26 protein-coding genes and 2 pseudogenes are annotated in these 22,305 nt (G+C 37.9%); 15 read left to right on the forward strand and 13 right to left on the reverse strand.

The window, feature by feature from the left end; all coding sequences use genetic code 11:
- Nucleotides 1-87 precede the first annotated feature (87 nt).
- The 4 genes from V8V91_RS02440 to V8V91_RS02455 form a co-directional block, all read right to left on the reverse strand.
- Nucleotides 88-1,230 carry a hypothetical protein gene (locus V8V91_RS02440; RefSeq protein WP_373398600.1) on the reverse strand — a complete coding sequence of 381 codons (1,143 nt, stop codon included), beginning with the start codon at nt 1,228-1,230 and terminating at the stop codon, nt 88-90.
- 44 nt (nt 1,231-1,274) lie between these two features.
- On the reverse strand, nt 1,275-2,870 hold the full coding sequence (locus V8V91_RS02445; RefSeq protein WP_373398601.1) for a hypothetical protein: 1,596 nt from the start codon (nt 2,868-2,870) through the stop codon (nt 1,275-1,277).
- A gap of 186 nt (nt 2,871-3,056) precedes the next feature.
- Nucleotides 3,057-3,341, reverse strand: a complete 285-nt coding sequence (locus tag V8V91_RS02450; RefSeq protein ID WP_373398602.1) for an endonuclease/exonuclease/phosphatase family protein — start codon at nt 3,339-3,341, stop codon at nt 3,057-3,059.
- The gene (locus tag V8V91_RS02455; protein WP_373398603.1) at nt 3,319-3,897 is read right to left on the reverse strand and encodes an endonuclease/exonuclease/phosphatase family protein; all 579 of its coding nucleotides are present in this window, start codon (nt 3,895-3,897) and stop codon (nt 3,319-3,321) included. The genes V8V91_RS02450 and V8V91_RS02455 overlap by 23 nt, the downstream gene beginning before the upstream one ends.
- A gap of 137 nt (nt 3,898-4,034) precedes the next feature.
- Between V8V91_RS02455 and V8V91_RS02460 the strand changes: the two genes are divergently transcribed.
- Nucleotides 4,035-4,349 (forward strand): hypothetical protein, encoded by a 315-nt coding sequence (locus tag V8V91_RS02460; protein ID WP_373398604.1) that lies wholly within the window; start codon nt 4,035-4,037, stop codon nt 4,347-4,349.
- Nucleotides 4,350-4,505: 156 nt separating this feature from the next.
- Here the strand turns inward: V8V91_RS02460 and V8V91_RS02465 are convergent, their stop codons facing one another.
- Nucleotides 4,506-4,784, reverse strand: coding sequence for a hypothetical protein (locus tag V8V91_RS02465; protein ID WP_373398605.1), 279 nt, complete (start codon nt 4,782-4,784; stop codon nt 4,506-4,508).
- Between the two features lie 439 nt (nt 4,785-5,223).
- Here V8V91_RS02465 and V8V91_RS02470 point away from each other — a divergent pair, with 439 nt between their 5' ends.
- The 4 genes from V8V91_RS02470 (at nt 5,224) to V8V91_RS02485 (ending at nt 8,997) form a co-directional block, all read left to right on the forward strand.
- A complete protein-coding gene (locus tag V8V91_RS02470) occupies nt 5,224-5,691 on the forward strand; it encodes a hypothetical protein (protein WP_373398606.1) in 468 nt (155 codons plus the stop codon).
- Between the two features lie 5 nt (nt 5,692-5,696).
- Nucleotides 5,697-6,185 carry a tetratricopeptide repeat protein gene (locus V8V91_RS02475; protein WP_373398607.1) on the forward strand — a complete coding sequence of 163 codons (489 nt, stop codon included), beginning with the start codon at nt 5,697-5,699 and terminating at the stop codon, nt 6,183-6,185.
- 98 nt (nt 6,186-6,283) lie between these two features.
- On the forward strand, nt 6,284-7,549 hold the full coding sequence (locus V8V91_RS02480; protein ID WP_373398608.1) for an adenylate/guanylate cyclase domain-containing protein: 1,266 nt from the start codon (nt 6,284-6,286) through the stop codon (nt 7,547-7,549).
- A 1,103-nt stretch (nt 7,550-8,652) separates the two neighbouring features.
- On the forward strand, nt 8,653-8,997 hold the full coding sequence (locus V8V91_RS02485) for a putative quinol monooxygenase (protein ID WP_373398609.1): 345 nt from the start codon (nt 8,653-8,655) through the stop codon (nt 8,995-8,997).
- A 56-nt stretch (nt 8,998-9,053) separates the two neighbouring features.
- On the opposite strand, the gene V8V91_RS02490 is transcribed toward V8V91_RS02485, so the two are convergent.
- Nucleotides 9,054-9,518 (reverse strand): GNAT family N-acetyltransferase, encoded by a 465-nt coding sequence (locus tag V8V91_RS02490; protein ID WP_373398610.1) that lies wholly within the window; start codon nt 9,516-9,518, stop codon nt 9,054-9,056.
- 167 nt (nt 9,519-9,685) lie between these two features.
- Here V8V91_RS02490 and V8V91_RS02495 point away from each other — a divergent pair, with 167 nt between their 5' ends.
- Nucleotides 9,686-9,961, forward strand: coding sequence for a DinB family protein (locus V8V91_RS02495; RefSeq protein ID WP_373398611.1), 276 nt, complete (start codon nt 9,686-9,688; stop codon nt 9,959-9,961).
- Nucleotides 9,962-9,990: 29 nt separating this feature from the next.
- Nucleotides 9,991-10,191, forward strand: a complete 201-nt coding sequence (locus tag V8V91_RS02500; RefSeq protein WP_373398612.1) for a hypothetical protein — start codon at nt 9,991-9,993, stop codon at nt 10,189-10,191.
- A gap of 60 nt (nt 10,192-10,251) precedes the next feature.
- Here V8V91_RS02500 and V8V91_RS02505 read toward each other — a convergent pair whose 3' ends face one another.
- The 5 genes from V8V91_RS02505 to V8V91_RS02525 all read right to left on the reverse strand — a co-directional run bounded on the left by V8V91_RS02505 (nt 10,252) and on the right by V8V91_RS02525 (nt 12,446).
- Complete coding sequence (locus tag V8V91_RS02505; RefSeq protein ID WP_373398613.1) at nt 10,252-10,458, reverse strand: hypothetical protein; 207 nt, start codon at nt 10,456-10,458, stop codon at nt 10,252-10,254.
- Nucleotides 10,455-10,706 (reverse strand): hypothetical protein, encoded by a 252-nt coding sequence (locus V8V91_RS02510; protein WP_373398614.1) that lies wholly within the window; start codon nt 10,704-10,706, stop codon nt 10,455-10,457. Before V8V91_RS02510 ends, V8V91_RS02505 begins: the two co-directional genes overlap by 4 nt.
- Complete coding sequence (locus tag V8V91_RS02515; RefSeq protein ID WP_373398615.1) at nt 10,703-10,915, reverse strand: hypothetical protein; 213 nt, start codon at nt 10,913-10,915, stop codon at nt 10,703-10,705. Before V8V91_RS02515 ends, V8V91_RS02510 begins: the two co-directional genes overlap by 4 nt.
- The gene (locus tag V8V91_RS02520) at nt 10,885-11,625 is read right to left on the reverse strand and encodes a hypothetical protein (protein ID WP_373398616.1); all 741 of its coding nucleotides are present in this window, start codon (nt 11,623-11,625) and stop codon (nt 10,885-10,887) included. The genes V8V91_RS02515 and V8V91_RS02520 overlap by 31 nt, the downstream gene beginning before the upstream one ends.
- 107 nt (nt 11,626-11,732) lie before the next feature.
- Complete coding sequence (locus V8V91_RS02525) at nt 11,733-12,446, reverse strand: hypothetical protein (RefSeq protein WP_373398617.1); 714 nt, start codon at nt 12,444-12,446, stop codon at nt 11,733-11,735.
- A gap of 354 nt (nt 12,447-12,800) precedes the next feature.
- Here V8V91_RS02525 and V8V91_RS02530 point away from each other — a divergent pair, with 354 nt between their 5' ends.
- Entirely contained in the window at nt 12,801-13,682 is an 882-nt protein-coding gene (locus V8V91_RS02530) for an aldose 1-epimerase family protein (RefSeq protein ID WP_373398618.1), read from the forward strand.
- Between the two features lie 20 nt (nt 13,683-13,702).
- Here V8V91_RS02530 and V8V91_RS02535 read toward each other — a convergent pair.
- Nucleotides 13,703-15,534: pseudogene (locus V8V91_RS02535) on the reverse strand (amidohydrolase).
- A 262-nt stretch (nt 15,535-15,796) separates the two neighbouring features.
- Between V8V91_RS02535 and V8V91_RS02540 the strand changes: the two are divergent.
- From V8V91_RS02540 to V8V91_RS02560, 5 genes are all read left to right on the forward strand, one after another.
- Complete coding sequence (locus V8V91_RS02540; protein WP_373398619.1) at nt 15,797-16,942, forward strand: hypothetical protein; 1,146 nt, start codon at nt 15,797-15,799, stop codon at nt 16,940-16,942.
- Nucleotides 16,909-17,043: a hypothetical protein gene (locus V8V91_RS02545; protein WP_373398620.1), complete on the forward strand. Its 135-nt coding sequence runs from the start codon at nt 16,909-16,911 to the stop codon at nt 17,041-17,043. Before V8V91_RS02540 ends, V8V91_RS02545 begins: the two co-directional genes overlap by 34 nt.
- On the forward strand, nt 17,040-17,624 hold the full coding sequence (locus V8V91_RS02550; protein ID WP_373398621.1) for a hypothetical protein: 585 nt from the start codon (nt 17,040-17,042) through the stop codon (nt 17,622-17,624). Before V8V91_RS02545 ends, V8V91_RS02550 begins: the two co-directional genes overlap by 4 nt.
- 58 nt (nt 17,625-17,682) lie before the next feature.
- Complete coding sequence (locus tag V8V91_RS02555) at nt 17,683-18,459, forward strand: hypothetical protein (protein WP_373398622.1); 777 nt, start codon at nt 17,683-17,685, stop codon at nt 18,457-18,459.
- A 196-nt stretch (nt 18,460-18,655) separates the two neighbouring features.
- Complete coding sequence (locus V8V91_RS02560) at nt 18,656-19,105, forward strand: DUF4440 domain-containing protein (RefSeq protein ID WP_373398623.1); 450 nt, start codon at nt 18,656-18,658, stop codon at nt 19,103-19,105.
- A gap of 62 nt (nt 19,106-19,167) precedes the next feature.
- On the opposite strand, the gene V8V91_RS02565 is transcribed toward V8V91_RS02560, so the two are convergent.
- Nucleotides 19,168-20,187, reverse strand: a complete 1,020-nt coding sequence (locus tag V8V91_RS02565) for an aldo/keto reductase (protein ID WP_373398624.1) — start codon at nt 20,185-20,187, stop codon at nt 19,168-19,170.
- 234 nt (nt 20,188-20,421) lie between these two features.
- On the opposite strand from V8V91_RS02565, the pseudogene V8V91_RS02570 reads away from it, so the two are divergent.
- Together V8V91_RS02570 and V8V91_RS02575 are read left to right on the forward strand one after the other, a co-directional pair.
- Nucleotides 20,422-21,689: pseudogene (locus V8V91_RS02570) on the forward strand (sulfite oxidase).
- Nucleotides 21,690-21,694: 5 nt separating this feature from the next.
- Nucleotides 21,695-22,189 carry a hypothetical protein gene (locus V8V91_RS02575; RefSeq protein WP_373398625.1) on the forward strand — a complete coding sequence of 165 codons (495 nt, stop codon included), beginning with the start codon at nt 21,695-21,697 and terminating at the stop codon, nt 22,187-22,189.
- Nucleotides 22,190-22,305: the final 116 nt, after the last annotated feature.

Raw genomic sequence — 22,305 nt, forward strand, 5'->3', positions numbered from 1 at the left:
GATTTTTTCCTGAAATTTTTAAGAATAGTAAATCCCAGTGAATGAGTGTTTCATTGCTCATTAAATAGGATTATTAATTCTACTTATTCAGGATTTAGGCTTGGGAATTTTAATATTCATTCCTTTGACAAACCCCCAATCTTTGACCGTCGGCTTTTTGATTTTAATGGGATCCACTGGTTTCTTTTGAGAGGGTTTGGCCGTTCCCAAATCGGTGTATACTTGCTCCATATAGAATAACACCTTCTTATCTTGAGAAAGGATCACTGCCTCACGAGAGGAAATATCTCCTTTGTTATCAGGTAAAGATGCTTGGTAATAGGAAAAATTACTGGGGTTTTGGGATTTTTGATCCACTACATCCCAGTGTTTCCCATCGCTGGATCGGAAAACTCCTCCATTGGCATTTACCATCCATAAATTCCCTCCTCTTCCCACAATTTTTTTGATATCTGAAGTATCTCTTCTGAATACTTCTGAAAACACTTTGGTTTCATCCAAAGAATACACGCTGACCCTACCTTTCATCAACACCATCAACAACGTACCCTGATGATTTTTAATCAGCTTATGGTCTAGATAGGCTCCTTTCAATGCAATATTCCCTCTTTTTTGAAAGGCCTTCATTCCTACCATAAATCTTGGATCCTTTCCATGTTTTGGTTGATCTAGCCCCTTCGTAGCCAAAAATAATTCCTGTTCAAAACCTTTTTCCGATTGCCAAAAATCAAGCCTTCCACTCCCCGAATTGGATAATTTTAGAGCATCCAAGGTGACCAGCTTATTGGACATTTTCGTTTGCAATGCGATCGCACTTCTTTTGTCAAAATCAATGAAATTAATGGTCCACCAAATGGCGTCGATCAGATCCCTTCCCGGAATAAATCGAGGCCCATTGAGGATATCTCTTAAGTGCCCAATCCTATCTTCAAACATATTGATCAAATCCTGATTGGCATTGCATCGCTCATTGATCTCATTCAGCAATTCGGAATAAGCAGCGTCATTCAACCTTTCAGGCATCGATAGGGTAAAGATCCTTGCCCCGAAATTTGTTTGAAACAAGATTTGCAAAGACGGATTTGAACTCCCTGCATCTAATCGTAAGGCATTGACTTCAAATCTTTCAAAATGATAGCGATACACCAAGGTATCGGCAGTTCTCGTGATCAATGGGTCTCCCCACCCGGAATCGGGAGTAGCGTTGAGAATTTCAACATTCCACTCCACCAATGGGATATTAGCGGGGTGTGCAGATCGGTAAAACCCATATCCTAGTTCAGCAACAATATGAGGAGCAGCCCCATCTTCTGGACAAGAAGACCTACCAGGTTGCCTCCAGCGAGGAAAACCAAATTACCAGCAGGTAATCGCTCAGCAATACCCGGATTTTCACGTAATAAACCACCTGCAAAAATACCATTATGACAAGGAGTGACCGAAGTGATTGCTACCTCCCCTAAAATCGAATTGGTAATCGGTTCAATTTCAATCTCTGCAAAATAGGCATTGTCCTCTCCTTCTATTCGGGTCAACATGGGACTGCTCAGAGATGGAATAGGTTGGGATAAGATGACACCCAAGGTCCCAAAACCTCCCAATAAACCTCCTATCACTCCTCCGACTACTGCACCTACCCAACCACCGAATGCGCCACCGATCACCACTCCGGCACTGGAAATTAAAAAAGCGTTCAAGGAACCACAGACAAATACATCTCCGGGATCCACCTCATGGGAGAATCTTAACTCTAAGCGGATTTTTCCCGGTTCATCAATTAAGATCGAGGTATTCAAGCTAATGTTCACATCCATATCGTAGCCCCAAGGAATACATGCCCCCGGCAATTGGACCGCAATAGAAGTTCTTAAAAGGCCACTTTCACCAGGAAAACAACCCACTTCACCCCGAACTACATTAGATACTTCCCAATTGGACTCTGGAGCCCTTGTAAGGATAACATCCGTTCTAGGAGCTAAAGCTGTGGTAACCGTGTCTTTGATTCGTTGATCAAATAAGTCCACCGGAAAAAATATTCCCCAGTCCAAACTCCCAGTTTTATCCATTAAGGTGTTGGAATAATAATCAGTCCAGTCTGTCTCCCATTGGTTAAAGCTATTCATCCCAGCCCTGAAGGTACTGTTCAGGTCAGAGGCATCTACTTGCAACTGAATATCCACCACATTGGATCCCATTCGGATCCCTGCATTCCAAAACTGTAAACCTCCCAATGCTTCTTCCAGATCTGATACCGGGAATCTCACTACGGGAAACCATTCTTCCGAATTTTCCTGCATGATTTCTAAAAGCTCCTCTCCTAATTCTCGAAGGACCGGGTTATCTATATCTTCCATATCTGCAAACAAGCCTCCCAATCCAAATCGGATTCCTGTGGGACTAAACTGCAGGAGCAGGAAATTAGAATTCAATTGGGGCTGATTGACTTTAAAAACCACCTGAATTCGAAATTGAACAAATTTTGATTCATGAACGCCCTCAATCCCTGCTTCTATTAAATCACTTTTTCGAACCACATAAATGCTGATGGTACACAGCGCTTGTAACACTGCAATATCGATCGTGGAGCTGATGGGAAATTCTCGACCTCCGCTGAGTAATAGTGGCGGAAGGTTTACCACTTTATCATCCCGTGGCGCATCTGCTCCTCGGGCATATTCCAATTCCACCTGATCTAAATTGATCCGATCGATCACCCCCTCTTCAGGGCGTGCGTCAAAATCCAATGGGTCAAAAGGAATGATTCTGATCCCTCCTAAACCTAGGTTTTCATTGGCGAGGACTCTCTTTTGGGCGTATTGTAAAACTAATCGTTCAAATTTTGCTTTACTGAATTGAATATTAAAAAACATAATCTTTAAAAATTTGATACTGTGTTCCTTAATATACTGAAATTCATTCTTTTATCTGTCCTCAACTAATGGATTAAACTTAGAGATACACAAAAAAGTCCAGCATTTGCCAGACTTTCACTATTTATTTTAGAGAATGGAGAGTAACTCTCCAATCGTTTTATTCAAATTTTAGTTCTTTTTCCTTTACTTCTTAAAATTCACCGTTGCCACTACCGGCAAGTGATCAGAGGGATAGCGTTGATTTAATGCATCAGTCAACACCCCATACTTGGATACCTCAAAATCATCGCTGACAAACACATAATCGATTCTGTTTTTCATAGGGGCGGTAAACACAAATTGATTGGTCGTCCCCACAGGTCCATAAGGTGGTAATTTGGATACCTGATAGGAGTCCTGCAGCAATGCTGATAGGGAAATGATTTGCTCCGTATCGGGAGTGGAATTAAAATCTCCAGTACAGATCACCGGCTTCCCTTGGGCTATCTCCTGGATTTTTTACCATCAACTTCCCGGATTCTTTTCTGGCAATGACTCCTTGATGATCAAAATGGGCATTGAACACATAAAATTCTTTTCCACTTTCCAAGTCTTTGAACAATCCCCAGGAAGCGATTCGATTGCAGCAGGTGGCATCCCAACCCAATCCAGGTTCATCTGGATTTTCCCGCAACCAAAAATCTCCTGATTCCAACACTTCAAATCGGTCAGTTTTATATAAAATAGCAGAATGCTCCCCTCCTTGCTTCCCATCATCTCGACCTGCACCGATAAAGGCAAAACCTGGCATTTCCAATAAGTCATTCAATTGATGGATAAATCCCTCCTGAGTCCCTATGATGTCAAAGTCATGGTATTGGATCAATTCCTTGACCATTTCTTTTCGATTTGGCCAAGCATTGACTCCGTCGTTAGGTGTGTCCATTCTTAAATTAAAACTAGACACCTTGATGTCTTTGACTTCTTGTCCAAAAGTGCAGGTGCACAAGAAAAATGCGAATAAAGCAATGAGCTGTTTTTTCATTCTAATTTTTTTAAAAGTTCTCTTGAAGTGCCAATTAAACAAATCTGGAGTAAACCATTGGTAAATTAGTTTAGAAATCCTACCTCAATTGTCTTTCTCCATTATCCTAACTAGCTTTAAGTAAACCAGAAAACCCAATGAGCCTAAAAATCATTATTCCTACAGATCCGGTCGTTCGTGTTGAAATTCCCAGCGACTACCCTATTCCTCCTATTGGAGAGGAATTTTATATTCGTTTCGAAACCTTTGTGACCGACCCCAAAGAATGGGAGCTGGTTAAACGCATACTTGAAAAGGATGCCTTGACCGTGGAAAAAGTTGAGGACAATAAGGTTTATCTGTACATAGGTCAAAAAGCAGATTTACAAGGGACCATTGAAAGCGATGAATACATGCCTTCCATTGTACAGTATTGGGAAAAACACCCGGAAACGAAGCCTGATCCTTTATAACAGATTCAAACAATATGCAATCCTACCTACAGGATCGTTTCAAAATTTTATTCTCCTAGTGAGTTACAATTCCTTTTTACTTTGAGTCTGCATGTAAAAAGAAAAGGGAGCAATCCACTTAAGTGAAATTACTCCCTTGTCAGAAGGAACTTTAATCTATGATCTTTCTTCTTGTAGTGCTTTCAGATTATTCGAGGTATAAAACTGATCTCGATGTTCCTGAAATTTTTCTTCCAGCTCAGTAACCAGACCTAGATTGGTATCTACCGCGAAAAATATATCTGATAATTTTTCTTCCAAAACCTTCACTCCCAGATTAATATTATCCGCTTCAATTTTGGATATTTTCTTCAAGACTGACGTTTGACTATTTCTCAAATCCTCAAATTCCCTCAGAATTTTATCCATCATTTCCAGTTTCTCTAATTTATCCATGGTACGTTTATTTTGGGTTTAGTTAATTCGCTTTTTCTTTAAAATACGAATTTTTGGTGGGGCTGACAAAAATATAGCCTCCAGCTACATCAGAAGACTATTCATAAATTTTATGAAACGACTGCAACTCAAACCATTTAAATCGGAATCAGGCTTTCTTCAATCCCTATTAAAACTCCCGTTCTTTTACCGAGCTTTGGCCAAATTTCCCAGTCCTTTTATACCTCATAATAAGTCCCGATTCAAGAACCAGTTACTTATGAATCCTGATTTTTAGTAATTTCTGCAAAAACACAACCTACACTTTTCCGGCTTCGTAACGTTATTATAAGTATATTAAGTATCTATTTTAGAGATAATTGCTGTATTGGATTTTTAAAAATCTACCAATTACTACACATTCTTTTTTATTTTTTTTCAAACTAAAATTCTTCTTATCATGACCTCTATAGAGCCAAACCAGCTTTCTCAAGCTAGTAACATTATCACTATTACGGTTCAAGTTGCCGAATTATTTACTTCCCCTTATCCCCCAAAAAACAACGATGCCATAGACGATCATACCAAGTTGAGCAGTGGGGGAAATACCCTTGGATATGGAGAGCCAAAAGACTCATTTATTACCGACGTCGTAAAAAATGGGGCCTTACTTTGGAATATCAAATTCGAGGACAATACCCAACGACGAGATTATAGCTTAGATCTTGTTTGTATTGCAGAAAAGAAATCCAGCGATTACGATTTTTTTGACTTTGATCCACTATTACCGGTTGGCAATGTCATCTTGGCCACTCCTACAAAAGGAAACATCGATAACATCTATCAATACAATATCATATTTAGTATCACTGATATTTATGGGGATCTACAAACGTACGTAATAGACCCTCAATTACGAATGACCTAATAACCATGTTCAAAGTTTGGTGCTACTTTTTTATTTCTTTCTTATTCCTTTTCCAGAAAGGGATAACAGCCTATGCCCAAGATCAAGCAATGGCAGATAGTTTGGTAAAGGTTTATGAAAGTGGAGTGTTTCAGGATGAACTATCCTTGCTATATGAGATAACCATATCACAAGCCAATCCAGAGGATGTACTTTATTATGCTAATTTATTGATTGATAAAGCATCCAGTATAGACACAGTTAAAACTTACCTGGTAAATGGGTATTTACAAAAAGGTAATGGATATAAGCTACAGGGGAAATACTCTGAAGCTTTGGAGGCTTATTTTCATGCGGTCGAATTAGCTCAGCAGTTTAAATTAGAAGATCGAGTAGGTGTACTTTTTATTAGTATAGGTGACACCTATTCTGTTTTGGAAAACTTTGAGACTGCTGACAGCTATTATGAACAGGGGACACAGGCAATTCGGAATCGAATGATTCGTTACGCTTAGCTACAGCTTTATTAAATGATGGGGATAGATATTTTTACGCAGAGGAATTTCCTAAAGCAATACTCCGTCTGGAAGAGGCTAAGACTATTTTCAGCAACTTGAATAATGAAATAGGATTAGCCTACGCTCTTGGAAACTTGGGAATGGTCTTTTCTCAACTTCAGAAATACCAACAAGCAAGAGAGAATTTAAATCAAGCCATCCAAACGTTAGATGCAAAAGAAGACTACTATGCTTTATCGGTATACCATCTGTATCTAGCAAAAATAGACTTGAAAATAGATGATTTTGAAAATGCATTAATAAATGCCCATCAAAGCCTAAATCTTGCCGAGAATTACAGTCTCATGAAGGAAACTGCTGATGCAAGCCAGATGCTTTTTGAACTTCATAATCAATATGGTGACCGGGATTCTGCGCTATTTTATCATTTAAAATACATTGCAGCTAGAGATAGTGTCAGAAACCTTCAAGCTGTTGAAGAAATCGCAGAAAAAGCCAAAGATTTTGAAGTCAATCAAAAACAGATGGAAATAGATCTTGCAAATCAAAAGAACCGAAATCAGAGGATCCTGATTTTCACAACTGCAATAGCACTTATTTTTATTGGAATCCTAGCAGCCGTACTTTATAGAAACAATTCTTTTATCAGTAAAGCCAATCGAATAATTGAAAATGAGCGGAGTAAATCGGATCATTTACTTAAAAATATTCTGCCAGAGGAAACTGTCAATGAATTAAAAGAATTTGGAAGAGTAAATGCAAAGCGCTTTGATGCCGTTTCGGTGATGTTTACAGATTTTAAAAACTTTACCAGTAACGCGGAACATTTAGCCCCAGAGGATTTGGTGAAGAGTCTGGATTATTATTTTTCGTATTTCGACCAAATTGTAGATAAATATAAGCTAGAGAAAATCAAAACCTTAGGTGATTCCTATATGTGTGCTTCAGGACTTCCCTTTCCTCAAGAAGACCATGCAGAACGAATTGTTTTAGCGGCCATGGAAATGTTCAAGTTTGTTGAAAAAGCAAAAAAAATTGAGGAGGATAAGCGGATCCGATTTGATATGAGAATTGGTATCAGCTCTGGCCCAGTCGTGGCGGGGATAGTGGGAAGCAAGAAATTTGCATATGATATTTGGGGAGACACCGTGAATTGTGCCTCAAGAATGGAATATTACTCAGGAATAGGTAAGATTAATATCACAGAATATACCCATGAATTGATCAAGGATAAATTTCTCTTCTCAGATCGAGGAGAGATTTATGTCAAGAATAAAGGCAAAATGAAAATGTATTTTGTTGAAGGAATCGTGGATAGTGAGCAATCAGAAGTCGAATTAAGCAGCCGGGAGTCTGATTGAGCAGTTTTTAGTAGAAAGAGGTCAGTATTCAGTGTTCAGTAATCAGTGGTCAGTGGTCAGTCGCGGTAAGAAGTTTTAATGTAAAATTTAAAATGATTAGTTATCTGTAACCATAATTCAATATCGAAACAACTCTCCCTTGGAGTAGATTTTTTTTAGTTGAATAGAACATATTCATAAAAGGGGGTTAGGGGGATTTGGTGTAGTTTTTTAACAGATGGTAGTCTCTGGACAGTCGCAGGAAGAAGTAGGAAAGAAATTCAAAAGTCTCAAATCTGAAAGCTGAAATGGATTTAGTGTTCAGTAATCAGTTATCAGTTTTCAGTAATCAGTGGTCAGTGGTCAGTCGCGGTAGGAAGAAGGAAAGAAATTCTAAAGTCTCAAATCTGAAAGCTGAAATAGGTTTAGTGTTCAGTAATCAGTAATCAGTGGTCGGGGTCAGTGGTCAGTAATCAGTGGTCAATGGTCAGTCGCGGTAAGAAGTTTTAATGTAAAATTTAAAATGATTAGTTATCTGTAACCATAATTCAATATCGAAACAACTCCCCCTTGGAGTAGATTTTATATTGAATAGAAAATATTCATAAAAGGGGGTTAGGGGGATTTGGTGTAGTTTATTAAAAGATGGTAGTCTGTGGACAGTCGCGGTAAGAAGTAGGAAAGAAATTCTAAAGTCTCAAATCTGAAAGCTGAAATAGATTTAGTGTTCAGTAATCAGTGGTCGGTAGTCAGTCGTGGTAAGAAGTTTTAATGTTAAATTTAAAATGATTAGTTATATGTAACCATAATTCAATATCGAAACAACTCCCCCTTGGAGTAGAATTTTTTTTAGTTGAATAGAACATATTCATAAAAGGGGGTTAAGGGGATTTGGTGTAGTTTTTTAACAGATGGTATTCAGTGTTCAGTAATCAGTGGTCAGTTGACAGTAAGCAGAAGGAAAGAAATTCTAAAGTCTCAAATCTGAAAGCTGAAATAGATTTAGTGTTCAGTAATCAGTGGTCAGTGGTCAGAGAGATTTATTTCATACTGTAAAACCCAAATACTTATAGGTTTTAGGGCTTATTTTCAATAACTTATACTAACCCAAACATCAAAGCACTATGAAAAAAATTCAGTTTCACGCCCAGTTTAAAATTCATCCTGGAAAAGAAGATGAGTTTAAGGATTTAATCCCGCAATGTATTGAACAAGTCAAAGCCAATGAGACCGGTGCTGAGCAATATGAATGGTATTTTAATTCTACAGGTACAGTTTGTCATGTACTAGAGACATATACCAATTCCAAGGCACTATTAGCCCATGTTGCAAATATGAATAAGCTACTTGAAAAGGCATTTTCAATGGCTGATTTTGAAGGAAATATTTATGGAAACTTGTCTTCCGAGCTTCAGGAAATGATCAGCAAATTGCCCATCACAAATTATTGTTTATATCAATCCTTGTAAAAAACAGTATTACAAAGATTCTAGCCTCATAAGAAAGTCGATTGTTGGCTTTTCTATCAGAATTCCTTGCCTGAACCTTTCCTTAGCATTTCAACATGTTCTATTCCATCCTCATCATAGACCTCTCCATCAGACACAAAGCCCAGGGAAGAATAAAAGCCAAGTGCATACGTTTGGGCACCGATACGGATAGGGCCATCCCCTAAAATTTGGTGACAATATTGGATGGACAAGCCCATTAATATCCTTCCATAACCTTTCCCTCTACCTGCGGGTGAAGTGACCACTCTTCCTATTGACATTTCTGAATAAGACAATCCGGGAGGAACTAATCTACTATAGCCCACCAATTGTTTCCCCTCATACAACATCAAATGATGGCATTTCTGATCTTTATCATCTTGATCCAGAAACACACAGTTTTGCTCCACCACGAATACCTCACTCCTTAATTTTAAGAGATCATAGAGTTCGTAGATGGTCAATTCATCAAATGCTTTGACGGAATGGCTAAGGTTCATGAAGCTAACTTTTGAATAGGTTAAATATCTTGCAAGTTTATTAATCTTGACCAACTATCCCTAAGAAATCTAAAACTAGAATATGTTAAAGAATTGAAGGAACATTAATTTTAAGAATTTTGACTGATTCCAATTGTTTGGTTGGAATCTGCAGTTAACTTTAATCCATGACTTCCGCACCTGAATTTTGGCTAAGAGGGCCCATTGATGGTTTCCCTGATTTGTTTCAACCAATCGTGCATGCACTACTGCAAGCTCAGGATGAAATTCATGCTCTTATGAAGGAATTTCCCTCTGAGCTGCTATGGAAAAGGCCTGCAGGTATGCCTAGCCCTGCTTTTCATTTACAACACATCGCTGGGGTCATTGACAGGATGGGAGCCTATTCAAAAGCTGAACCTTTAAGTCAAAACCAGTTTGACTACCTAAAAAAGAAGGAATAGAAAATAACAATCTCACGTCTCAAGAGCTGTTGGTTCAATTGGACTTACAAATCGCTAAATTTTTAAAGCTATTATCCACCACAGATCCAAAATCCTTTTCTGAATTTAGAACTGTTGGAAGAGCCCAATTACCCTCGACAGTAGGTGGATTATTATTTCACGCAGCTGAACATACCCAACGGCATTTTGGTCAGCTACTCGTCACAGTGAAGGTGATTCTAGCTGAATAACGGCAAGCTTTGATTGGGGTATTTTCTTTTTACGCGTGGTCCAATTCAGAATCTCATTTATCAATAATTCAAATATTGGGGATTTAGATTTTGCACCATATTGATCACCTTTTCCTCATTGTTTTTGGTATAGGTAATCTTGAGAGAGGGTTCAATTTCCGCAGCTCTTCCGATAATTCTTCCAAAATGGAATAACAAAAAGCCCAAGACTTTTACCCGGTAGATGTTGTTATGAAATTTATTGAAGCCTTTAATAATCTTTTTCACAGAATCTTCGGAGAAACTTTCCCCTCCCTGTTGATGATAATGTCTATGGCATTGTTTAATTGCCCTATTTGTGATTGATTGATATAACCTGCATAAGACCTTAAACTGTCATCCAACCGATAGGATGGTATAGTTAGATAGGCTAGGAAATTTTTACCATGTTTTTCTATCCGATCTCGAATGGGCTCATTTTTATTAAAAATACAGGCAGACAAAGCATAGGAAAGGTTTGAATAATAATTATTCAAATTTGCTTTTTTACTTCATAAATGGCCCGGATTATTTCCTTAAATGTATCTTCCGGTATCTCTATATTCAGGGATACAGTAATGTTTTTAGCATTTTTTGACTTCAATTCAGAACTCAAATTCAGGTAGGCTTCTTCTCGATCATACCCATTGATCAATCCCCAAAGAACAGCAGTATCTATGATTTTATAGATTTCTTTTTTCTCCAATTTCTTTTTTCACTCCATTCAAAACCCAGGTGTTGTTTAATCCCCAAGTCACTGATTTTTGGATCTTTAACAAAATCTCTTGTGGCTATTTCCAGACCCGCTAACCATTTAAACTTATCTCCAAATAATTCCCCTTCATAGGATTTTGCAGATTTGGTACTTACGTATAGGTATCCTGGTTTTTCATTTTTCCGGGTTATCACTTCAATACTGGAATCAAAATCTATCCCAAGACCCTTTTGATTCACTTTTAGATCAAAACCAAATCCTGATTTTCTTTGGTAGCTCTTGTCTTCCAAATACTTTTTGATTTTCACATCATCGGTTTGATCTTCCAAAATGCCATCCAGTCTAAGCCTAATTAAATCAGAATGGTATTGCACTAAGGCATCCGATGAAAGCTCTCCAAGTAAAAAACAATCCTCCGTTTTGATTTGACTGTATTCAAAATTTACTCCTGCCTCTATTTTTGCGGTGGCAACCTTGGTAATGGTATCCTTAATTTTACCTAAAAACGTTTCCCATGCAGCCTTCATTTCCGCAATTTTATCCAAAGGCCCAGTATAGCCGATGGTATTCATGATCATGGTAATGGTGGCTTGTTCCTCCTGAATCAAGTCAGCTACCTTTGATTTACTTAAAATAGCATCAATTTCTGCCTTCCCTTTATTAAGAATATTTTCTAATAAACCTTGCAGGATCGTTTCCAAAGCAGCTTGGCTTTTCTCCGAAAAAGTAGCGTTAATGCCAATTTTGGCTCCGGCCCCGAGAGATTGGGTTTTATTCTTTTTTACTCCAACTTCATAAGTCTTCCCTGTTACTTTTTTGATACCAAAACAAAATCATCTTGGATACCAAAATCAAACTGAACACTGGCTCCAGCATCCACTTCAATGGTCAGAGGAGCAGGAACGCTCAACAATTTTGAAATTCCAAGTAGGCTTCCAGAATATAAATCACTCCATTTTACCTCTAACGAAGATTTCAACACACCTGCAAACTGCAAGGTGCAGGCCTCATTGTTCTTCAAATTTTTGAGTTCCTCGATACTAAAAATCCAGGGAAAATTCTTCAAATCCTGAGAAGCAGCCTTTAGTAAAGAATTGGTCCTAGGGTGTTGTTTATAGGTATTCACCCTCACATTGGCACTTCCTGAAAACAAAAATCCCAATTTCTCATTCGAAGAACTTGCTTTGATGGAAACCCCTAATCCATATTGAATAATCGCATTAGTATCATAATTCGGAACAATCAGAACTTCGTCTTGGGAGCTTTGACTTTTTACAAGTTCATGCTCATCTTCTTCCAACTCCCGATTATTATCGTCAGGATCATTGAACACAAAAAGTCTGGGTCCAAAATTCAAACTGCCAATAAACTGTATTGGAGCAGCAGCTATTGGCAAAGTTTCATTGATATCCACTACATCCAATTTATAGTCCTCATTGGGAATGTCAGATAATTGCTTTTGAAATGGAGGTAATAACTCTAGCTTTTTAAGGTATTTATCCAGGTTCTTAATATTGGGCATAGCAGGTAAAAATTTGGTTATTTATATATTTAAAACAATAAGCATAAAACTCTATTTTTCAATTACTTATAATTACCTGTCACCCTATTTAAAAATATCAAATAAAGACGTAACAGTAACTTTAGACTGGAAGAAATCATCCTACAAAAGTAAAATGATCAACTCTCTTTTAATATAAAATTTTATTTTACTAAAGTTATCAATTACAAAATGAATCCACTACTACTTGGGTAAAATATTGATCTTGAAGAAATATTAGTGATTTAGCCATTTTTGGGCCTTACAAATACAACTAGAAAGGGTTAGAATTTAATGATTTGATCTTTATCTTTCGTCCTTATTTCAATTATAGATATGCTTTTTACCATAGAATCTGATCAACTTATCGTTCAGATAAATTCCAAAGGAATGGAGCTCAATTCCATTCGTTCCAAAACATCCAACCTTGAATACCTTTGGCAAGGAGACCCTCAATATTGGACAGGCCAAGCTCCTATCCTATTCCCCATTATAGGTGCTTTAAAGGATGGTAAAACGATGTTTCAAGGAAAGGAATATGCACTCCCAAAACATGGCTTTATACGAAATTCAGAGTTAGGAAAATTGGTAGAACAAGAAAAAGACAGATTAGTATTTCAAGTCACCTCTTCTCCAGAAACCTTAGCCCTATACCCTTTCCAATTTGTCTTAGAGATTACTTTTCAACTCCATGGAAATTGTCTGGAAGTAAAGCACGATGTAAAAAATACAGGAGAGCAGGACATGTACTATTCATTGGGAGGCCATCCTGCTTTTGTTTGCCCTATCCACGCAGAAGCAAAATATGATGAGTATGCAATTGAATTTCCAGAGGTTGAACAAGACCATACTTGGCTCATCCAACCAAATGGTCTAATAGGAAGTGAAGGAGATCAAATCCTGAATAAGACCAATTTAATTCCTCTGCATGAACATATTTTTGATGCAGATGCCTTGATTTTTAAGCATTTAAAGTCAAGAAAAGCCAGTTTGGTCCATCAAATTCATGGACCCGTTGTGCAGGTTGACTTTGAAGATTTTGATTATCTGGGTATCTGGGCAAAACCAGGCGCTCCATTTGTTTGCATTGAACCATGGCTCGGAATAGCGGACTCAGTGAATGCATCTGGAAATCTGGAAGATAAAGAGGGAATTCGAAAACTAAGCCCCCAAAAATCAGAAATAAAATCCTACCAGATTCGTGTTTTGGGAGAATAATATTTTATTTAAGAGACTGCCTAAAATCTATAAGCAGTCTCTATTTGAACCCTATTCAAATGGAAATAGTTTGCATAATAAAGGAGTCTAATCCATTTTTTAAAGACTGTTTCTCCTTCCTTAATTGTCTCCATCACCATAATATCTTTAATGTCTTCTACGTCAACTTTTAAAGGATTTTTGTCTAAAATCACCAAATCAGCCAATTTCCCATTTTCTAAAGTTCCTTTGGTTTTTCTTCAAAGTGTTGATAAGCACTCCAAGACGTAATGGCCTGTAATGCCTCATAAGGACTAAGTCGTTCTTCCTCTCCAATTATATCTCCTGATCTGGAAACCCTACTTACTGCCGTCCAAACCACTCTCATCAAATTAGGCAAGGCAACCGGTGCATCCGTGTGAATGGTAATATTCAACCCTTTGTTAAGGGCGGTTCTCGTAGGACTTATTCTATTTCCCAAAGAATCCCCGATAAGTTGCTTATGCCAATCTCCCCAGTAAAATGTATGTAGTGGAAATAAAGAGGCAATGATTTTCATTTTGGCTAATTCGTCCAATTGATCAAACCGTACATATTGGCCATGGATCATCACAAACCTCCGATCTTCATTTCCATATTCTTCAAATAAGGGTTTAAGTGTTCGGATCATTTGATCAACTGCTGCATCCCCATTCGTATGAGTAATCGTTTGCCAGTTATTTTCAAGAGCTTTTTTGTAATACTCACTTAACACAGTGTCACTAGGAATTGCAGGATACCCTGCGTAATCTTTATCAGCTCCGTCTGGTGGAATAAGGTAGGGATCTGTTCTCCAGGCTGTTCTTCCTTGAGGTGATCCATCCAGGGTTACTTTCATTCCCCCGATTCTATAATGGTTCGAATAGGATTTACTATTCCATTTAGAACCCATGTATTGATCTACATATAGGTAATCAATGTAACTGACTACATCTAATTTCAATTTGTTTTCCTCAGCCATTTTTGCGAGCATTTCATGGTTTCCCATGGCTCTTCCCTCCTGTGCAGTGGTATACCCATAGGAAAGTGCCATATCCTGACCTGCATCAAAAAATTTCTGATTGGCCTCCTCGGTCTTGGGAGCCATGGCCTTCAACATATGGGGAATAGCGGCCAATTCTTCCAATACGCCATTAGGCTCTTGAGAATTCGATTCCCTCCGGATGATTCCGCCTACCGGGTCCTTGCTGTCTGCATTGATTCCCAACAATTCCAAACCTTTGGAATTTACCACGGCAAAATGCCCAGAGATATGCATGATCATGATGGGAAATTCTGTAGTTACCTGATCCAAATCATGTTTGGTAGGAAAACGTTTTTCTTCCAACACAGAATCATCAAACCCTGTCCCAAAAATCCATCCTGTCAAAGCCCTGTTTTCAGGGGTATTCCAAGCTTTTAATTTCTCAATCAAGGCTGGAATATTGTCCACATCAGCATCTGGAGAAGGTAACAATAAAGCTCCTATCGCTTGGACAGAAAAATTGGCAAAATGGGCATGCCCATCAATAAAGCCGGGAATTAATGTCTTTCCTTCTAAATTAACCATTTGATGCCCCGTACCGGCAGCTTTCATCGCTTCATCTGCATTTCCGGAAAAACTGATGATGCCGTCTTTAACAACCAACGCTTCCACGTAGGAAGGCTCATTTCCTACCATGGTCAGGATATCCCCACCAAAGTAAACTGTAGCAGGTACTCCAGCATCCTCTTGAGAATTGCCACAACCCCACATAATGGCGAGTGTCATTATTGTCAAAAAAATCCTTTTCATAAAATAGCAGTTTGGTTTTCCTTTAATTTCGAGGTTTTTAACCAGAAACTTAGCTTTCATTCTTATTACTTATTCAAAATAGTCTTTTAGACCTATCTCCTGCTTAAAGGTTTTTCCAATCCTTTTTTATCTTCATGCTTAATTAAGAGAATTCAAAACCCATCACAATCAACTGAATTTAAATACCTTATAAATATTATTGTAGATTTTTTAGTAACTTAAGGTACTACTTGAGGGAGAAACTTTTACCTCGGAATGTTATCGGGAACTTTGCCCTCAGCAGGTTATTTTTTTATCGTTTTTTTCAGAAAATCCTGATCCAATGTTACAGCTCATAAAACGATTAATTTTTCATTCTTTGATTTTAATGACCTTCCTGGTACATGTCTTCCAATCCTTTGCACAAAGACCACCAACAGGAGGAGCAGCACCATTAAATGAAAAAGACGATTCTTCAATCAATCCTATTGTCTTTGTTATTGGAGGAGCAGTGGTAATAGGAGCTGCATCAGTCTTCATTGTTAAATCAAAAGGGCCTAAAATTCCCGTGGCTGAGCATTTACCCAGTTATCTTCTTGCACATAACATACTCCCAAATGAGGATGCGTTGGAATTGATGTATGAAATCAATACCTCATTGAAGGATGTACCTGAAATTAGAAGTAAGAAAAAACTGGACTTGCCTGAATTTCCAGAGTTAAATCAAAGTCTTGCATCTAATTTACCGGGAAAGGTGCAGGTTACTGCCTCAAGCCAGTTAATGAATCAAATTAGTGTATTCAAAAATGGAAAAGAGAACTTCAATGATTTAACCAATGAAAATTCAAGTCCTCAAATTCAAGCGGGCCTTCAAAAAGTAAATTCTTTTATCAACCAGATGGAAAGAAGTCTGAGTTCATTTGATTTTGAAAAACAACGGAACGCCTCAGTCAACAATGAATTGGTTTTTGACCTTTTAGATGTATTTAATCAAACCTTAGATCGGATTATTGAGGCTAAAGCGATTAGCCCTGAACAGGAAAACTTGCTTCAATCCATCACCGATAGCATGGAGGAATTGATTTCAAATATCACCACTTTCAGTCAGCTTCAAGAAGAAATACAAAAGATTGGTTCTTTGGATAAGCCTTCAAAAAATACATTGACTGCCTCCCGACTGGATAAAAACGGTGCTTTTCCTGTAGTTGTATCAGATGACCCTAATCCATCGATTACCCAATCATATTTAACAGTTGCTGGAAATACTTTGAACTTTGCTTTGGCTGTATACAAATACAGTGAGGAGGGTGAATTAATAACTGAAGGACCTGAGGTAGAAGGAAAGTACCTCATCCGATATGTTTTGCCGGCATTAAAAGATTATGAAAATGCTTACCATACCATCCGAAATCCTGCCACTTATGCGATAGGGGCATTTCCCCTGCCAAAATTTACATGGCGGTGGAAGATGAGGATGGGAATAAAGTAGAAATCCAACATCCGGTGGTGGATTTTAAAGTGGCATTTGACAGTCGGCAATTGGTCAATGAAAATAACATGATTGTGGTGCCTCTGAAGATAAAACCATGATCATATTACTGAAATACCGAGCCCTATTCATAGGCCTGTTATTTGGGCTTTTTGGAGGGGCCTTAACCAAACTTTTAGCCATCGATGAACTGGCCTTTTATTATACTGCATTGGCCAGCATCATTGCTATTGTAGTCAATTTAATGGTCTCTTTTATGCTCAAAGGAAAATGGAATACCCATGTCAAATACTCTGTGAAAGCGGTTTGTATCTTCCTGTTTTTAGCTTTGATAATCGCTCTTTATAGCCATACCAACTACTTTCTGAGAGGAACTTTCCCATATAGAGATTTTGAAGATCAAGTCAGTTATTATATCAAAGGGAATGAATATACCCCCATCGCTAAAAAATTCATAGAGGAGAATCCTTATATACAATCGGATGAAGATTTGATCCGGGAAGGATTTGGGTCTCCTGATGAGAAAGATAAAGTTTGGACCCAAACTTCTATTAACAGCAATTGGATGAAACTGTTGACTTCTTACTCGTTGGTCATCATGTTTTTTGTGGCATTGGTATCCGTCTTATTGGAAATCCTGATTAGCAAGTATGGAAAATCCACAAAAAAAATCATGTATTAAGTAACCAGGCAATATTCATTTTCTGGTAAACTAGTTCAAAACTTTTAAACCTAAGATCATGAAATTTAAATCAATTTTTATAGGTCATTGGACCTTAATTATCGTAAGTTCCTTTTTTTGGTTAGCATGTAATGTCGATGAAGAACCTTCAATAATAGAAAAACCAAGTAATGATTTGGGGGATTATAATTTACCTGTTTCGGTTCAAGGATTGTTTGATACCGAAGTTTTAAAAGTGACGGGAAGCTTGGTTCCATTTATTGATAGAATTCAAAAAAATGGTATGAAAATATATCAAGGAGATGCCCCTCCAGAAATTTTCAAAGGAACTTATGATGATAATCGAGTGATCATAAAAAAGGAATCCATATCATTTCGTATCAATCATGATTGTGTCTACGATGAATACTACCCCTCCTATAAAGATTCCACTTTTGGAGGGTATATAGATCAATTCTTTTTTTCAAATGAAGAACCAGCTATAAGCTTGATTTCATACTCTTCAATGGAAGGAAATCCTACCAGTTTGTTTCCGGCAGGGATGGATCAAGCTGAAACTGAAGGAATATTCAGTGGAGATAAAAATAACTTCACTCTATTTTTTAAAGTAGATAATGGCCTATATAACCGAATAAGATATACCGCACTTTGGATTTATTCTGGAACCATTAGAGAAGAATTTAGAGATACAAGTCCACTCACCTCAATTTCAATTTTATCAAATGTCACCAAATGTTTTGTACTAGTTAATAAAGGCAGTGATCCCAACAGGGAAATGGCTAATAAAGGAACCATTCGTATTTTCAGAGATGATGGTTCAAAAGAAGGATTCTGATTGAACAAATCAAATTTTATATGTAACTTAATGTAGATTTTTAAAACTGAGACTACTTTTAAGTACTAATTTTTTAGAGCAAAGGTCTATTTCAATAATTGATAATTCTATTCGAAAAGACCGGAATTTTTAATTGAATGAATCCAGGGAAGCCGAAAACTGTAAAGAGTAGGCAAACGCAATAAACCTATTTACTATGAAAAACTTAACTGTCTTGAGTTTGGTGTTGTTGTTTACATGCACTATTCTAAGTCTACCTCTCCAAGCACAAAATCTTGAGAAGGAAGCGAAAGCACTCACCAAAAAGTATGTAAAGGCATACAACAAAAAAGATGTAGCCACCTTGGCATCCATGTACACAAATGATGCAGTAAGAACTTTTAGCGATGGAAGAAAATACAGTGGTATAGCAGAAATCACTGCGGCAATGGAAGAAGAATTTGCCGTCAATGACTTAACCGTATCCATTGAACATGGCTCCTCAGAAATGAATGCAGATGGTACTGCCACAATCAAAGGTACTTACCAGCTTGTTGGAACTGCCAATGGCCAACCTGTCACTTTATCTGGAAGTTATAATAACACATTGACCATGGTGGGCAAAAAATGGTTAATGACCAATTCATCGATAATGGTTGATAACTAATTGGAAATGAAACAACAAACAAAAGCACCTAATTATGGAATTTAGGTGCTTTTGTTAATCATTCATTTTCTATATGCTGACTGCCTTTCGACCATCCATCCTGGATATTGCTTTGGAAGTGGGCTTATTTTATCAATCTGATCCAAATCAGCTTCCGTCAACTGGACTTCTGTGGAAGCTATATTTGCATGCAACTGATCCAAAGTTTTAGCTCCAATGATGGTACTGGTAATTCCGGGTTGTTGTCTCACCCATGCCAAAGCAACCTGTGCAATGCTCACCCCATGTGCCTCTGCGATTCCTCCCATCACATCTACCAAGTCATAGGCCTTCTCTTTATCAATCGGTGGAAAATCAAAATTAGCCCTTCTAGCTCCAGAATCAGCCCCTTCCCGTGTAAACTTACCTGTTAAGAACCCTCCTGCTAATGGACTCCATGGAAAAATCGCCAAATTATGGTCTTGAGCCATTGGAACTAATTCATGCTCAATATCCCTACTTATCGCTGCATAATAATATTGTAGACCGATGAATTTATGATAGCCATTATACTGAGCAATTGCCTGAGCTTTTGCAACCATCCAGGCGGGCCAATTACATATGGAGATGTACCTAACTTTCCCTGTTTCCACTATATCATTCAGTGCACGAACCGTGTCCTCCAATGAAGTAGCTGGATCAACTCCATGCACATATAATATGTCCACATAATCCAACTGCAAACGTTTTAAACTTGCCTCTACCGAATTAAAAATATGATAGCGAGATAATCCGGTACTATTCGGCTTGTCATTCATTCTTGCCAATACCTTGGTAGCAATCACTATCTCATCTCTTGGAATTTTCAGATCCATTAATCCCTGACCTAATAGTTGTTCGGATTGTCCATAGGAATACACATTTGCTGTGTCAATAAAATTAATGCCCGAATCCACTACCGCCGAAAGCATGTCATTTACTTCCTTTTGCTGAAGTTTTCCAATTTGATCCCACATCCCTGCATCCTGTCCTCCAAAAGTCATGGTTCCAAAACATAATTCAGAAACTAATAAACCTGTATTACCAATTAAATTGTATTTCATAAGTATTGGTGTTTTTAATTAAAAATAGATAGAATAGATAGATAAATAAAGAACAGGCTACCTCTTAAAACAGTTTCTTGGGCTTGGAGGAAATTCTAATTTCTTTATCCCATTTTCTTACTTAATTTATTAAGATTAACATATCAATTAATATAAAGCCCATTTCAATTTTTTGCGAAACTTATTTCCTTTCATTTATTTCAATAGTAGAACCTTCTAGCCCAATTTTATCCAATGTCAAAAACTGACGTAACCAAAAGCCTACAGGCTCCCCACCCTTCTTTGCAAGGAAGAAGAGGATTCTTGAGAAAAAGTATCCTTGCTTCTATAGCAGCAACCTTAGGAGCGGAAATCGTGCATGCTTCGAAGTTGCCTGATGGGTATATTCCCATAGGAGTATCCATGCAAACCAATCCCATGGAAGGTAAAAATGAAGAAATGGTTATTCGGAATGAACTTCCCTGGAATGTAGAAGCAAAACCGCATTTATTGGACGATTCCATTACTCCATTTGATAAAATTTTCATTAGAAATAATGGGATCATGCCTGAGGAAGTGGATGCCGCCAATTGGACCTTGACTATTGGTGGAGAATCGGCTGAACAAGAAAAAACATATACGATTGCAGAACTTAAAAAGAACTTCAAATCTTATACGTACCAACTGGTTTTGGAATGTGGAGGAAATGGTCGAGCAGGCTTCTATCCCCCTGCTTCTGGCAACCAATGGGAAGAGGGCGCGGTATATTGTTCAGAATGGACGGGAGTTCGCCTTAAGGATGTCCTGCAAGACGTGGGCATCAAATCAGACGCTGTTTATATTGGGTACTATGGAGCTGACAAACATTTAAATGGAAAACCAGACGAAGTGGTAATTTCTCGAGGTGTTCCTCTTGCCAAAGCATTGCAGGATGAGACGTTAATCGCTTGGGAATTGAATGGGAAAGATATTCCACTGCCACATGGGTATCCGCTGAGGTTAGTATGTGGAGGTTGGCCCGCTTCCGCTTCGGGCAAATGGCTTCATAAATTGGTGGTAAGAAATCAAGTTCATGATGGACCAAAGATGATGGGAGATGCTTATAGAGTACCCGCATATCCTGTCGCACCTGGTCAAAAAGTTCCGGATGAGGATATGAGAATCATTGAATCCATGCCTGTCAAATCCTTAATCACCTATCCGAAATCAGGGGCCATGTTTGGATTGGAAAAACTTTACAGGTAAGAGGTAAAGCTTGGGCAGGTGAACTGCAAGTAACTTCGATGGAAGTATCTACGGATTTTGGTGCTACTTGGAAAAAATGTGCCTTGAAAGCTCCTGCCAATCGACTCGCATGGCAGGAATGGACAGTGGAACTATCCTTTCCCAAAAAAGGATATTATGAAATTTGGGCAAAGGCTACGGATAGGCAAGGAACTGCCCAACCGATGGTAATCCCCGGGTGGAACCCAAAAGGTTATTTAAATAATGCTTGCCATAGAATTGCCGTAAAAGTTAGCTAAGTAAGATGAAAGATCATTCCACAAAATCTTCGCAAGATCAAAGACATTTGTATAAGGGCATTATCAGAGGAGTCATCGCACTTATTTTCTTGATCCTAATCATAACAGGGGGAATTTTATATTTGACGTTATCCAATGGTCCAACTCCTACTTTACAAACTATAGATACCAATAATGAATCTCCTATTCTAGCTTCTGGCATTGGCCAATTTGTCGAGGGTAAGGATGTAGAATCCGGTTTAGTGGAAGGTGATGGTTTTGAACTTGTCAAAGCCAACTGTACTTCCTGCCATTCCAGTGCTCTGATTCTTCAAAATCGGTTTACCCGGGAAGGATGGAAAGTCAAAATTGAGTGGATGCAAGCAACACAAGGATTATGGGATCTGGGAAATAATGAATCAATGATCTTAGATTATTTAGCCGCAAACTATGCTCCCGAAGCGTATGTGGGACGAAGAGCTCCTTTAAAGGATATAGAATGGTATGAATTAAAGGAGTAAGAAATTATTAGATGAAATTTTAAATGACTTTTTGATTCAAAGATTTAGTTATAATATAACTTTTTTAATATTAGTAAAATACAATTTTTTATAATTAGATTAGAGGTAATACATTT

It is taken from the genome of Algoriphagus halophilus (genome assembly GCF_041729275.1).
Lineage (GTDB): Bacteria > Bacteroidota > Bacteroidia > Cytophagales > Cyclobacteriaceae > Algoriphagus > Algoriphagus halophilus_A.

What these genes read in the sequence shown, in the direction of transcription:
- V8V91_RS02445 (WP_373398601.1), bottom strand. Translation starts at nt 2,870, where the DNA reads ATGTTTTTTAATATTCAATTCAGTAAAGCAAAATTTGAACGATTAGTT.
- V8V91_RS02455 (WP_373398603.1), bottom strand. Translation starts at nt 3,897, where the DNA reads ATGAAAAAACAGCTCATTGCTTTATTCGCATTTTTCTTGTGCACCTGC.
- V8V91_RS02460 (WP_373398604.1), top strand. Translation starts at nt 4,035, where the DNA reads ATGAGCCTAAAAATCATTATTCCTACAGATCCGGTCGTTCGTGTTGAA.
- V8V91_RS02465 (WP_373398605.1), bottom strand. Translation starts at nt 4,784, where the DNA reads ATGGATAAATTAGAGAAACTGGAAATGATGGATAAAATTCTGAGGGAA.
- V8V91_RS02470 (WP_373398606.1), top strand. Translation starts at nt 5,224, where the DNA reads ATGACCTCTATAGAGCCAAACCAGCTTTCTCAAGCTAGTAACATTATC.
- V8V91_RS02475 (WP_373398607.1), top strand. Translation starts at nt 5,697, where the DNA reads ATGTTCAAAGTTTGGTGCTACTTTTTTATTTCTTTCTTATTCCTTTTC.
- V8V91_RS02485 (WP_373398609.1), top strand. Translation starts at nt 8,653, where the DNA reads ATGAAAAAAATTCAGTTTCACGCCCAGTTTAAAATTCATCCTGGAAAA.
- V8V91_RS02490 (WP_373398610.1), bottom strand. Translation starts at nt 9,518, where the DNA reads ATGAACCTTAGCCATTCCGTCAAAGCATTTGATGAATTGACCATCTAC.
- V8V91_RS02495 (WP_373398611.1), top strand. Translation starts at nt 9,686, where the DNA reads ATGACTTCCGCACCTGAATTTTGGCTAAGAGGGCCCATTGATGGTTTC.
- V8V91_RS02525 (WP_373398617.1), bottom strand. Translation starts at nt 12,446, where the DNA reads ATGCCCAATATTAAGAACCTGGATAAATACCTTAAAAAGCTAGAGTTA.
- V8V91_RS02530 (WP_373398618.1), top strand. Translation starts at nt 12,801, where the DNA reads ATGCTTTTTACCATAGAATCTGATCAACTTATCGTTCAGATAAATTCC.
- V8V91_RS02540 (WP_373398619.1), top strand. Translation starts at nt 15,797, where the DNA reads ATGTTACAGCTCATAAAACGATTAATTTTTCATTCTTTGATTTTAATG.
- V8V91_RS02545 (WP_373398620.1), top strand. Translation starts at nt 16,909, where the DNA reads ATGGCGGTGGAAGATGAGGATGGGAATAAAGTAGAAATCCAACATCCG.
- V8V91_RS02550 (WP_373398621.1), top strand. Translation starts at nt 17,040, where the DNA reads ATGATCATATTACTGAAATACCGAGCCCTATTCATAGGCCTGTTATTT.
- V8V91_RS02555 (WP_373398622.1), top strand. Translation starts at nt 17,683, where the DNA reads ATGAAATTTAAATCAATTTTTATAGGTCATTGGACCTTAATTATCGTA.
- V8V91_RS02560 (WP_373398623.1), top strand. Translation starts at nt 18,656, where the DNA reads ATGAAAAACTTAACTGTCTTGAGTTTGGTGTTGTTGTTTACATGCACT.
- V8V91_RS02565 (WP_373398624.1), bottom strand. Translation starts at nt 20,187, where the DNA reads ATGAAATACAATTTAATTGGTAATACAGGTTTATTAGTTTCTGAATTA.
- V8V91_RS02575 (WP_373398625.1), top strand. Translation starts at nt 21,695, where the DNA reads ATGAAAGATCATTCCACAAAATCTTCGCAAGATCAAAGACATTTGTAT.